Source organism: Streptomyces sp. NPDC002499 (assembly GCF_053595415.1).
In genome coordinates this window covers 1-12,328 of record NZ_JBSFXO010000020.1, presented here as the reverse complement: position 1 = coordinate 12,328, position 12,328 = coordinate 1, and the positions used below count along the sequence as shown (strand labels likewise).

Annotated in this window: 8 protein-coding genes; 7 read left to right on the top strand and 1 reads right to left on the bottom strand. The window is 72.1% G+C overall.

Features of this window, described 5'->3' with window-relative positions; genetic code table 11:
* Nucleotides 1-46: 46 nt before the first annotated feature.
* The 6 genes from ACWD5F_RS43650 (at nucleotide 47) to sucD (ending at nucleotide 9,094) form a co-directional block, all read left to right on the top strand.
* On the top strand, nucleotides 47-1,177 hold the full coding sequence (locus ACWD5F_RS43650; RefSeq protein ID WP_451261687.1) for an ATP-binding protein: 1,131 nt from the start codon (nucleotides 47-49) through the stop codon (nucleotides 1,175-1,177).
* 229 nt (nucleotides 1,178-1,406) lie between these two features.
* Nucleotides 1,407-3,944: a DUF5682 family protein gene (locus tag ACWD5F_RS43645; RefSeq protein ID WP_451261761.1), complete on the top strand. Its 2,538-nt coding sequence runs from the start codon at nucleotides 1,407-1,409 to the stop codon at nucleotides 3,942-3,944.
* Between the two features lie 232 nt (nucleotides 3,945-4,176).
* Nucleotides 4,177-5,334, top strand: coding sequence for a VWA domain-containing protein (locus tag ACWD5F_RS43640; RefSeq protein WP_451261760.1), 1,158 nt, complete (start codon nucleotides 4,177-4,179; stop codon nucleotides 5,332-5,334).
* Nucleotides 5,335-5,533: 199 nt separating this feature from the next.
* Entirely contained in the window at nucleotides 5,534-6,514 is a 981-nt protein-coding gene (locus ACWD5F_RS43635; protein WP_451261686.1) for a hypothetical protein, read from the top strand.
* A gap of 496 nt (nucleotides 6,515-7,010) precedes the next feature.
* Nucleotides 7,011-8,189, top strand: coding sequence for an ADP-forming succinate--CoA ligase subunit beta (gene sucC, locus ACWD5F_RS43630; RefSeq protein WP_401713866.1), 1,179 nt, complete (start codon nucleotides 7,011-7,013; stop codon nucleotides 8,187-8,189).
* A gap of 20 nt (nucleotides 8,190-8,209) precedes the next feature.
* On the top strand, nucleotides 8,210-9,094 hold the full coding sequence (sucD, locus tag ACWD5F_RS43625; protein WP_401713864.1) for a succinate--CoA ligase subunit alpha: 885 nt from the start codon (nucleotides 8,210-8,212) through the stop codon (nucleotides 9,092-9,094).
* A 190-nt stretch (nucleotides 9,095-9,284) separates the two neighbouring features.
* Here the strand turns inward: sucD and ACWD5F_RS43620 are convergent, their stop codons facing one another.
* Nucleotides 9,285-10,430 (bottom strand): helix-turn-helix domain-containing protein, encoded by a 1,146-nt coding sequence (locus tag ACWD5F_RS43620; RefSeq protein WP_451261685.1) that lies wholly within the window; start codon nucleotides 10,428-10,430, stop codon nucleotides 9,285-9,287.
* Between the two features lie 96 nt (nucleotides 10,431-10,526).
* On the opposite strand from ACWD5F_RS43620, the gene ACWD5F_RS43615 reads away from it, so the two are divergent.
* The gene (locus ACWD5F_RS43615; protein WP_451261684.1) at nucleotides 10,527-12,164 is read left to right on the top strand and encodes a cell division protein PerM; all 1,638 of its coding nucleotides are present in this window, start codon (nucleotides 10,527-10,529) and stop codon (nucleotides 12,162-12,164) included.
* The last annotated feature ends 164 nt before the right edge of the window (nucleotides 12,165-12,328 follow it).

The window sequence follows — 12,328 nt, the reverse complement described above, 5'->3', positions numbered from 1 at the left end:
GGTGGACACCAGATCCGAACCGGCCGAGCTGGAGGGGGCCTCAGCCATGACTGTGTCCGTAGAACCCGCGTCCGTCCGAGCGAGCGAGAAGCCGTCGAACGAGCCGTTGCGGCCGCACGCCGAGCACGCCTTCGCTGATGAACTCGCCGCACTGGCCGCGCAGGACGACCGCCCGCGCCCGGCCCGCTGGAAGCTGTCGCCGTGGGCGGTGGCGACCTATCTGCTCGGCGGCACGCTGCCGGACGGCACGGTGATCACGCCGAAGTACGTGGGCCCGCGCCGCCTCGTCGAGGTCGCCGTCACCACCCTCGCCACCGATCGCGCCCTGCTCCTGCTCGGCGTGCCCGGCACGGCCAAGACCTGGGTGTCCGAGCACCTGGCCGCCGCCGTCAGCGGTGACTCGACGCTGCTCGTGCAGGGCACGGCGGGAACGCCGGAGGAGGCGATCCGGTACGGGTGGAACTACGCCCAGTTGCTCGCCCACGGCCCGAGCCGCGACGCCCTCGTGCCCAGCCCGGTCATGCGGGCCATGGCGGAGGGGATGACGGTGCGGGTGGAGGAACTGACCCGCATTCCCGCCGACGTACAGGACACGCTGATCACGATCCTGTCCGAGAAGACGCTGCCGATACCGGAGTTGGGGCAGGAGGTGCAGGCGGTCCGCGGCTTCAACCTGATCGCGACGGCCAACGACCGCGACCGCGGGGTCAACGACCTCTCCAGCGCCCTGCGCCGCCGTTTCAACACGGTGGTGCTGCCACTGCCGGAGAGCGTGGAGGCCGAGGTCGACATCGTCTCGCGCCGCGTCGACCAACTCGGCAGCTCCCTCGACCTGCCGTCCGCACCCGACGGCATCGACGAGATCCGCCGTGTCGTGACGGTCTTCCGCGAGCTGCGTGACGGGGTGACGTCCGACGGCCGTACGAAGGTGAAGTCGCCGAGCGGCACGCTGTCGACGGCGGAGGCGATCTCGGTCGTCACCAACGGACTTGCCCTGGCCGCCCACTTCGGCGACGGCGTGCTGCGGGCCGGCGACGTCGCCGCGGGCCTCCTCGGCGCGGTCGTCCGCGACCCGGCGGCCGACCGCGTGATCTGGCAGGAGTACCTGGAGGCGGTCGTGCGGGAGCGCGACGGCTGGACGGACTTCTACCGGGCCTGCCGAGAGGTGAGCGTGTGACGAACGACCTGGGGTGGGGGCGCTCCGGCGGGGGCCAGGGATCGGGCGGATCCGGTGGGAGCGGGGGAGCTGGCGGGACCGGCGGGTCCGGCGCTTCGGGAGAGTCGGACGGCGCGGTGTGTGTGGGGTGCGTGACTGCCGGGGGCGGTCGGGGCGACGGGCGCGGGCGCCGGGGGAGGCGGCCGGTTCGACGAGGGGAACGGGGTCGATGGGGGCGGCGGTGGCTTCGATGGCAGAGCGGGGGCCGGGGTCGGCTTCAGCGAGGTGTCCGGCGGGCGAAGTCGGTGGGCGCGGTGCGGAGGGGGACGTTGTGACGGGCCTTGAGCCTGAGCCGGGTGCGAGCGGGCCGGTCGGTGATCGGCCGTTGCTGCTGGGCGTACGGCATCACGGGCCCGGGTCGGCGCGGGCCGTGCGGGCGGCGCTGGACGCGGCCCGGCCGCGGGTCGTGCTGATCGAGGGACCGCCCGAGGCCGATTTCCTGATCCCGTTGGCCGCCGAGGAGGACATGCGGCCGCCGGTCGCCCTTCTCGCCCATGCCGTGGACGAGCCCGGCCGCTCCGCGTTCTGGCCGCTGGCCGAGTTCTCGCCGGAGTGGGTGGCCATTCGCTGGTCCCTGGAGCACGACGTCCCGGCCCGTTTCATCGACCTGCCGGCGACGCACACGCTGGCATGGGAGAAGGAGTCGGAGGACGGGCCGGACGAGACGCCGGACTCCGGCTCACAACAGGCCCTCGACGCTTCCGTCCGGGTCGATCCGCTCGCAGTGCTCGCCGACGCCGCCGGTTACGACGATCCCGAGCGGTGGTGGGAGGACGTCGTCGAGCACCGGGGGGTGGGCGAGGGGGACGCGTTCGCGCCGTTCGCCGCGCTGGAAGAGGCCATGGGGGCGCTGCGGGAGACCTACGGCGCCGGGGGACACGACCGGGATCTCGTGCGGGAGGCGTACATGCGGCTCCAAGTGCGGGCCACGCAGCGTGAGTTCGGGGACGACGTGGCCGTGGTGTGCGGGGCCTGGCACGTGCCGGCGCTGCGGCAGCGGACGGCCGTCGCCGCCGACCGGGCGCTGGTGAAGGGGCTGCCCAAGGTCAAGGCGGACATGACGTGGGTGCCGTGGACGCACCGGAGGCTGGCGCGGGTCAGCGGATACGGGGCGGGGATCGACTCGCCCGGCTGGTACGGGCACTTGTTCAGCGCGCCGGACCGGCCGGTCGAGCGGTGGCTGACCAAGGTGGCCGGGCTGCTGCGGGACCAGGACCGGTTGGTGTCCTCGGCGCATGTCATCGAGGCGGTGCGGTTGGCCGAGACGCTCGCCGCGATGCGTGGGCGTCCGCTGCCGGGGCTCGGTGAGACGACCGACGCCGTGCGCGCGGTGATGTGCGAGGGCTCGGACGTGCCGTTGGCGCTGGTGCACGACCGGTTGGTCGTGGGGGACGTGCTGGGGGAGGTCCCGCGGTCGGCGCCGGCGGTGCCGTTGCAGCGGGACCTCGACCGGATCCAGCGGAAGCTGCGGCTCAAACCGGAGGCGCTGGAGCGGGAGTTGGAGCTCGACCTGCGCAAGGAGACCGACGCCGGGCGCAGCAGGCTGCTGCATCGGCTCCGGCTGCTGGGCATCGGGTGGGGCGAGCCGACGGCCTCGCGGGGGAGCACGGGGACCTTCCGGGAGACGTGGCGGCTGCGGTGGGAGCCGGAGCTGTCCGTGCGGGTGGCCGAGGCCGGGGTGTGGGGCACGACCGTGCTCGGCGCCGCGACGGCCAAGGCCGAGGCGGACGCGGTGGGCGCGCGGGGCCTCGCCGACGTCACCGGGCTCGCGGAGCGCTGCCTGCTGGCCGAACTGCCCGACGCGCTGCCCGTGGTGATGCGGGTCCTCGCCGACCGGGCCGCGCTCGACACGGACGTCGGTCATCTCGCCCAGGCCCTGCCGGCCCTGGTCCGTTCGCTGCGGTACGGCGATGTGCGCGGCACGGACACCGGGGCCCTGGCCGGGGTCGCCGCGGGCCTCGCCGAACGCGTCTTCGTCGGCCTTCCCCCGGCCTGCGCCGCCCTGGACGCCGACGCGGCCGAGGAGATGCGACGCCACCTGGACGCGGTGCACGGCGCGGTGGGGTTGCTGGCCGACGCGCCTGCGCAGGGTGCCTCCGGGGTGGAGGTGGCCCCGCGCGATTCCACGGTCGGGGTCGGGTCGGGGGGTGGTGGGACTGCGTTGCGGGGGCGTTGGTATCGCGTGTTGCGGGTTCTGGGGGTGCGGGACACCGTTGCGGGGGTGGTGCGGGGGCGGGCCGTGCGGTTGCTGCTGGACGAAGGGGAGTTGGGGCAGGACGAGGCCGCGCGGCTCATGGGGCTCGTGCTGTCGCCGGGGACGGCGCCGGGGGACGCGGCCGCGTGGATCGAGGGGTTCGTGGGCGGCGGGTCCGGGGGCGGGATGCTGCTCGTGCACGACGAGCGGCTGCTCGCGCTGGTCGACGCCTGGCTGACGGCCGTGCCGGCGGCCGCGTTCACGGACGTGCTGCCGCTGCTGCGGCGGACGTTCTCGGCGTACGAGCCCGGGGTGCGGCGGACCCTCGGTGAACTGGTCCGGCGTGGGCCCGGACGGCCGGGGCATACGGCGGTGACCGGTGCCGGGATACCCGGCTTCGCGGCCGAGCTCGACGCGGAGCGCGCGGACGCCGTACTGCCCGTGGTGCGGCTGCTGTTGGGACTGGACGCCGTGGACGGCGTGAACGGCATGGCCAAGGACGCGGACGACAACCTTGTGGGGGTGGCTCGATGAGGACCGACGGGCGGGCGCAGGTGGGGGAGCGGGGCGATGTGGTGGACGCCGATGGACGCACGCCCGGTCGCAAGTGCGGGCAGCGGACAGGGACTTACCGTCGACCGGTGACGACCGTGACGGTGGTGCCGCTGTGGGACCGGCGCCGTACGGAGGCGCGCGGATGAGCACCGGAACGACGGACACGGGAGCGGGAACGGGAGCCTCGACGGGTGCGGCAACGGGGGCCCCGATGGCCCCGGACCCGACCCAGGAGCGGCTTCGGCGGTGGCGGCTCGTGCTCGGGGGTGACGCGGCCGACGGCACCGGATGCACGTTGTCGGGGCGGGACGCGGCGATGGACGGGGCGTTGGGCGCCCTGTACGGGAGGGGCGAGGGGCAGGCGAAGGCGGGGCGGGATCGTTCGGCGGGGCTCGGGGCGTCGGCGCCGTCGGTGGCGCGTTGGCTCGGCGACATCCGGACGTACTTCCCCTCCTCCGTCGTGCAGGTGATGCAGCGGGACGCCATCGACCGGCTCGGGCTGTCCGCGCTGCTGCTCGAACCGGAGATGCTGGAGGCGGTGGAGGCCGACGTGCACCTGGTCGGCACGCTGCTCTCCCTCAACAAGGCGATGCCGGAGACGACGAAGGAGACGGCGCGGGCGGTCGTACGCAAGGTGGTCCAGGACCTGGAGAAGCGGCTCGCCACCCGCACCCGGGCCACGCTCTCCGGCGCCCTGGACCGCAGCGCCCGTATCAACCGGCCGCGTCACCACGACATCGACTGGAACCGCACGATCGCGGCCAACCTCAAGCACTACCTGCCGGAGTACGGAACGATCGTGCCCGAGCGGCTCATCGGGTACGGGCGTGCCTCCCAGTCGGTGAAGAAAGAGGTCGTCCTCTGCATCGACCAGTCGGGGTCGATGGCGGCGTCCGTCGTCTACGCGTCGGTGTTCGGGGCGGTCCTCGCGTCCATGCGGTCGATCAGCACCCGGCTGGTCGTCTTCGACACGGCGGTCGTCGACCTCACCGACCAGCTCGACGACCCGGTCGACGTGCTGTTCGGCACCCAGCTCGGCGGCGGCACGGACATCAACCGGGCGCTCGCCTACTGCCAGTCCCAGATAACTCGCCCTGCCGAGACGGTGGTCGTGTTGATCAGCGACCTCTACGAGGGCGGGATACGCGACGAGATGCTGAAGCGGGTCGCGGCGATGAAGGCGTCGGGGGTGCAGTTCGTGGCATTGCTCGCGCTGTCGGACGAGGGGGCGCCGGCGTACGACAGGGAGCACGCGGCGGCGTTGGCCGCGCTGGGCGCACCGGCGTTCGCGTGCACGCCGGACCTCTTTCCGGAGGTGATGGCGGCGGCGATCGAGAAGCGGCCGATACCGGTGCCGGACACGGCGTGAGGGTTCGGCAACTCGGGCGCGAGGTAGGCGACTTGGCAGGAGACTTGTCGATCCGTTGACACCGGCGCGGGCAGCAAAACGGACATGAGTGTCCATCGGTAACAGGGGGCTTGCGCAACCTCGGCAGGGGCGTGCAAGGATCGACGCCCGCCAGCGGTGCGCATGAGTCGCCCGCCCGCACGGGAGGACCCGCCCCCACTTGAACCGGCCCGCAGCACTGCCCGGTGCCGCTCTGCGCGTGATGCGCACGGCGGTTGGGCGGCGTGCGCTGCAAGTGGCGTTACTGGTGGGCGGGTTGTTCGCGGTCGGGCTCCTCTGCGGAGAGCAGGCGCAGGCGGCGGACGGGGCGACCTCGGGATCGTCGGTGCGGCCGTTGACGGTGCATGTGGTCGGGCAGTTGCTCAAGCCGCGGGCGCCGGCTGGAGTGAGGCCGCCGAGGCCGACGGAGCCGCCGAGGCCGACGGAGCTGCCGAGGCCGCCGAAGTCGACGGAGCCGCCGAGGCGGGTCAAGCCGGTCGCGGTGGCCGATCACGTCGTGCAGTCCGTGAACGTCGGGGTCCTGGAGCCGGTCGGCGGAGTCGTGCGGGCGGTCACCGACGAGCTGGGCGAGGTGACCGCGCAGATACCGCCGCTGTCGTCGTTGCCGATCCTCTCCTCGCTCCCGGACCTCCCTGCGCTGCCCACGCTCCCCACCCTGCCTACGCAGCCGGAGCCTCCCGAAGCGCCGGGACAGACGTTGCCCGCGCCCGCCCCCACCCCCGCGCCCGTCGTGCAGGCGCCTCAGCCGGACGGTGCCGGGCACACGACAGGCAGGGCCCCGGGTAAGGGCAACGGCAAGGCCAGGGGACGGAGCGGCTCGGCCGAGGTCGGATCGACGACGTACGGCCCGCTGCTCATCGTCGATGCCGGTGCCGTCGGGCATGGCTCGGCGCCGAGCGGTGGTCAGCGGGTTGCCGGTGCCGGGTACGCGCCCGTGCACCAGGCGCCCGGCGGTGACCCGAGCGATGGTGCGGCGGGCAGCCGTTCGGGTGTCGACGGTGGTTCCTCGCGGCACGGTGACGCGCATGCGGTCGCGCTGACTCACCGGGTGCCGTTGCGGTTCGTGGCCGGTGCCGCCGGGCGGTCCGAGGCGGCCGAGATCCGGGACAGGCACCGGGACATTCCGGTCTCCCCCGCGTAGAGCCGTCTCCCAGGGCACTCAGGACCCTCCCGGCTCCTCTGCTGCTCCCTCCCTTGCTGTCCCCTCCCCTTTCTTTCTGCTTCCTGCTGCCTGCCGCCGTTCCACGACTCCGCGGGTCCCGAGCAAGGACGACCGAAAACCGTCGGTCGGTCCTGCTGACATCCCGCGGTCGGGGCGGGTGACTCCCATTGGGGTGGGCGTCACCCGTTCCGCGCCCCTCGGGGCGGTACCAAGGGCCCCACCGGGTCAACCCCAGCCCGGTGGGGCCTCACTCGCGGCACGGCGTGCCAGTGAGCGCGGCATCATGTGACAGGTATCACCGCTCAGGTGTGACCCTCGATTTAGGGGCCCTCCGCAAGCAGCGATAACCTGCGAGACGGACATGCCGCGCGCTCGGTCACCGTGTGCGCCTCCCTTGTGACAGCGGACGTCACGTTGCCCTTCGCGGCACGCCCACGCATCCAACGAACCGCGAGATCACTGAGGACGGAAGCGCGTGGACCTGTTCGAGTATCAGGCGAGGGACCTCTTCGCCAAGCACGATGTACCGGTGCTGGCCGGTGAAGTCATCGACACGCCTGAGGCGGCCCGCGCAGCCACCGAGCGGCTCGGTGGCAAGTCCGTCGTCAAGGCCCAGGTGAAGGTCGGCGGCCGTGGCAAGGCCGGTGGCGTGAAGCTCGCCGCCACCCCGGACGAGGCCGTCGCGCGTGCGACGGACATCCTCGGCATGGACATCAAGGGCCACACGGTCCACAAGGTGATGATCGCCGAGACCGCGCCCGAGATCCTGGAGGAGTACTACGTCTCCTTCCTTCTCGACCGCACCAACCGCACCTTCCTCGCCATGGCGTCCGTCCAGGGCGGCGTGGAGATCGAGGTCGTCGCGGAGGAGAACCCCGAGGCCCTCGCGAAGGTCCCGGTCGACGCCAACGAGGGTGTCTCGATCGAGAAGGCCCGCGAGATCGTCGCGCAGGCGAAGTTCCCGGCCGACGTGGCCGAGCAGGTCGCCGAGATCCTGGTGACGCTGTGGGACACCTTCGTCAAGGAGGACGCCCTCCTGGTCGAGGTCAACCCGCTCGCCAAGGTCGCCTCCGGCAAGGTCATCGCCCTTGACGGCAAGGTCTCCCTCGACGAGAACGCCGAGTTCCGCCAGCCGGAGCACGAGGCGCTCGAGGACAAGGACTCGGCCAACCCGCTCGAGGCCGCGGCCAAGGCCAAGAACCTCAACTACGTCAAGCTCGACGGCGAGGTCGGCATCATCGGCAACGGCGCGGGTCTCGTCATGAGCACCCTCGACGTCGTCGCGTACGCCGGTGAGGCGCACGGTGGGGTCAAGCCCGCCAACTTCCTCGACATCGGCGGCGGCGCGTCCGCGGCCGTGATGGCGAACGGCCTGGAGATCATCCTCGGCGACCCGGACGTCAAGTCCGTCTTCGTCAACGTCTTCGGCGGCATCACCGCCTGCGACGAGGTCGCCAACGGCATCGTCCAGGCGCTTCAGCTGCTCGCGGACAAGGGCGAGGACGTCACCAAGCCGCTGGTCGTCCGTCTCGACGGCAACAACGCCGAGCTGGGTCGCAAGATCCTCTCCGACGCCAACCACCCGCTGGTCCAGCGCGTGGACACCATGGACGGCGCGGCCGACAAGGCCGCCGAGCTCGCGGCTGCGAAGTAAGGGACGAGGGACTAACAGCCATGGCTATCTTCCTCAACAAGGACAGCAAGGTCATCGTCCAGGGCATGACCGGTGCCACGGGCATGAAGCACACCAAGCTCATGCTGGCCGACGGCACGAACATCGTCGGTGGCGTGAACCCGCGTAAGGCGGGCACGTCCGTCGACTTCGACGGCACCGAGATCCCGGTCTTCGGCACGGTCGCCGAGGCGATCGAGAAGACGGGTGCGAACGTATCCGTCCTCTTCGTACCGCCGGCCTTCTCCAAGGCCGCCGTCGTCGAGGCCATCGACGCCGAGATCCCGCTCGCGGTCGTCATCACCGAGGGCATCGCCGTCCACGACTCGGCTGCGTTCTACGCGTACGCGGTCGCGAAGGGCAACAAGACGCGCATCATCGGTCCGAACTGCCCGGGTCTGATCACCCCCGGTCAGTCGAACGCCGGCATCATCCCGGGCGACATCACGAAGCCGGGCCGTATCGGCCTGGTCTCGAAGTCCGGCACGCTGACGTACCAGATGATGTACGAGCTGCGTGACATCGGCTTCTCGTCGGCGGTGGGCATCGGCGGCGACCCCGTCATCGGCACCACCCACATCGACGCTCTGGCCGCCTTCGAGGCCGACCCCGACACCGACCTGATCGTGATGATCGGTGAGATCGGTGGCGACGCGGAGGAGCGGGCCGCGGACTTCATCGCGAAGAACGTGACCAAGCCGGTCGTCGGTTACGTCGCGGGCTTCACCGCGCCCGAGGGCAAGACGATGGGCCACGCCGGCGCCATCGTCTCCGGCTCCTCCGGCACGGCCGCCGCGAAGAAGGAGGCCCTTGAGGCCGCGGGCGTCAAGGTCGGCAAGACGCCGACCGAGACGGCCAAGCTCGCGCGCGAGATCTTGGGCGGCTGAGGTCAGCTAGCTGAACGTTGATGGGCTCGTTCTGTGGGTTGGGGCGGGCCCATCGGCGCGTTATCGGGCGGGTGCGGGTTCGTTGTGGCTGGTCGCGCAGTTCCCCGCGCCCCTAAAAGATGGGGCGTCCGAGCCGACCTGCTTTTAAGGGGCGCGGGGAACTGCGCGACCAGCCCCCACCGGGCCGCGGCTAACGACTCAACGGAAGTAGCCTTTCGGGTCCGCTCGTCATCTCGCCGTGCAGCTTCTCCCGGAGCTCGATCTCCTCGTCCGACAAAGAACCCGGCGCCACCTGCGGTGGCACACCCTGCACCTCCGCCCCGGGGGCGATCGGTGGCTCGTAGTGCGTGGGAGCCGTCCGCACCGTGAGGGCCGTCGTGCCGATCAGGGCGATGGTGAACGCGATCGCCGCCCGCGTCCAGAAACGTGCCCTCCGCTCACTCCCGATCCGCACCGCCGGCGGCCGAGCCGCGCGCAGCCGCTCCGTCGCGGCGACCTCGGCCAGGCGCCGATGCAGCACCTCAGGATCCGCCAACTCCGGCAACCGCGCGGCAAGCGCCTCGCGCGCGTGCAGCAGCCGGTTGGCCGTCGCCGGCGTGCTCGCCTCCGTCTCCGCCGCCGTCTCGGGCAGGTCGAGGCCGACACCGTCGTAGAGCATGAGGGTGCGGCGGTGCGGGGCCGGGAGCTTGAGGAGTGCGGTCAGCAGGGCGCGGTCGGCCGCGTCGGGGGGTGGCGGCTCGGGGTGGCGGTAGCGCGGGCGGAGGCGGTGCCAGGGGGAGAGCGCGTATTCGTACGCCGTCGCCCGTACCCAGCCCGCCGGGTCGCGGTCGACCGCCACCTCGGGCCAGCGCTGCCAGGCGAGTTGGAAGGCCCGCTCGACCGACTCGCGCGCGAGTTCGCGGCGGCCGGTGAGGAGATAGGCCTGGCGTACGAGGGCGGGGGCGCAGAACGCGTAGAGCGCGTCGAAGGCCTGAGTGGGCGTCAGGGGAGTGGCAGGTTCGGTGGCGGGCACGGCGGCGGGCTCCGGCACTGACTCCGGCTCCGGCTTTGGCTCCGGCATTGGCTTCGGCTTCTGTGGCTTTTTCAGAGACACCGTCACCGGCCGGGGCTTCGGCGGCTCCTGACGGGGAGTCGGGCATTCGAGCGAAGCCAGCAGTTTCGCGTACGCCTCCCGTTTGTCGCCGCGTGGAGTCGTGCGGCCTGTCTCCCAGGAGCGGACGGTCTCGCGCGAGACGCCGACCCGTTCGGCGACCTGAGCCTGCGTCAGCGAGCCGGACTCGCGCAGGCGTCGGCGTTCCTTGGGTGAGGGGAGGGGAGTTGCAGGGCTCTGCGTCACAGGACGCCCCTTCGTACGAAAAAGTACATAAATATATATTGGGCGACACTTCGGAGGTTCGCCTGTTACGACGAAAAAGCGCGTGTCGTTGGGAGCATGACGGGCGTGATCCAGATGACCGCTCGTCGATCGCCGTTGTCGTCCCTGCTCACCCGGATGCTCGACCGATCACCCGGACTGGCTGCCAGCCTCCTGGGTGGTGTGCTCGCCGCCGGCCTCGGGCTGGGGTCGTTCGCCGTGCTCGTGATGGTGCTGTGGATCAGTTCGCCGTATCCCGACAGCGGGCCCGGGGGCGCGCTGCATGTCGCGGCGGCGCTGTGGCTGCTCGCGCACGGTGCCGAACTGGTCCGTACCGACACGCTCTCCGGCGTGCCCGCGCCGGTCGGTGTCACCCCCTTGCTGTTGCTCGCGGTGCCTGTGTGGCTGGTGCATCGGGCTGCGCGGGATGCGGTCGACGGGGGCGGGGGAGCGGGCGACGGTGCGGATGGGGACGAGGGCGAGGGGGAGGGCGGGGACGGTGATCGGCCGCTGGTGGCCGGACGTACGGCGTGGGTCGGGGTCGTGGTCGGGTATCTCGGCGTGGGGACGGCTGCCGCGCTGTACGCGTCCGGCGGGGAGTTGCGGCCGTCGTGGGCGTGGACCGTGGTGTGTCTGCCGACGGTTGTCGTGATGGCGGCGGGGGTGGGGGTGTGGACGGCGTACGGGCGTCCGCGGGATGTCGCCGACGGGGTGCTGATTCTGTTGCCGGGGTCGTTGCGGCGGCTGGTGCTCGGGGTGGAGGCGCGGGAACGGCTCGGGGTGGCCGTGCGGGGTGGGCTGGCCGGGGTGGCGGTGCTTGTCGGGGGTGGGGCGTTGTTGCTCGGGGGCTCGCTGGTGTGGCACGGCGGGGTGGTTCGGGGGTCGTTTCTGCAGTTGACGGGGGGGTGGTCGGGGCGGTTCGCGGTGCTGTTGCTGTGTGTGGCGTTGGTGCCGAACGCGGTGGTGTGGGCGGTGGGGTACGGGGTGGGGCCGGGGTTCGTGCTGGGGGCGGGGCATGTGGTGGGGCCGTTGTCGTCCGATCCCGCGCCGTTGCTGCCGCCGTTTCCGTTGTTGGCCGCGGTGCCGGGGGTGGGGGTCGGGGGGCCGTTGGAGTGGGCGGTGGGGGTGGTGCCGGTCGTTGCGGGGGTGGTCGTGGGGTGGTTCGTGGGGCGGGGGGCCGGTGTCGCGGGCGGGGGTGAGAGGTGGTCGCGGGGGCGGACTGCTGGGGTTTGTGGGGTGGCGGCGGTGCTGGGTGGGGGGATGGTCGCGGTTCTGGCGGGGCTTGCGGGTGGGCGGCTCGGGGTGGGGGCGTTGGCTCAGTTCGGGCCGGTGTGGTGGCAGGTGGGTGGGGTGGCGGTTGTGTGGATGGCGGGGGTGGGGGTGCCTGTCGCGTTGGGGGTTCGTGGGTGGCGGGGGCGTGAGGTCGGGGCGGGGTTTCGGGTGGGTTCTGTCGTGGGGTGGTTGGGGATTCGGAAGGGGGGTGGGGAAGCGCGAGGAGCGGGGGCCCGTGAGGAAGGGGCTGCTGCGGCTGAGGTGCCGGTGGTTCAGGGGGCTGTCGTGGCCGCGTTGCTGCGGGATCAGCGGAGCGATGATGCGTTGGAGCCGTATGACCTGTTGCCGGTCGAGCCGGTGGAGGGGGGTTGGCACGATGACGCTGCGCGGGAGGCTCGGTGGGCGGCGCTTCGGGAGGCGGCGGATGGTTCTGACGGGAGTTGATCGCCCCCGCCGCCCCTACCCGTCCCATCCCAGGGGCGCTGCCCCTTCGACCCCGCCGGGGCTCCGCCCCGGACCCCGATCGGCCCTGAAGGGGCCTCGTCCTCAAACGCCGGTCGGTGCTGTTCGGCGTGCAGGCAGCCGGTGATCTTGGGCTCCTTGCCCTC

Coding starts and splice junctions, on each gene's coding strand:
- ACWD5F_RS43650 (WP_451261687.1), top strand. CDS start 47: ATGACTGTGTCCGTAGAACCCGCGTCCGTCCGAGCGAGCGAGAAGCCG.
- ACWD5F_RS43615 (WP_451261684.1), top strand. CDS start 10,527: ATGACGGGCGTGATCCAGATGACCGCTCGTCGATCGCCGTTGTCGTCC.
- sucD (WP_401713864.1), top strand. CDS start 8,210: ATGGCTATCTTCCTCAACAAGGACAGCAAGGTCATCGTCCAGGGCATG.
- ACWD5F_RS43645 (WP_451261761.1), top strand. CDS start 1,407: ATGGCAGAGCGGGGGCCGGGGTCGGCTTCAGCGAGGTGTCCGGCGGGC.
- ACWD5F_RS43640 (WP_451261760.1), top strand. CDS start 4,177: ATGGCCCCGGACCCGACCCAGGAGCGGCTTCGGCGGTGGCGGCTCGTG.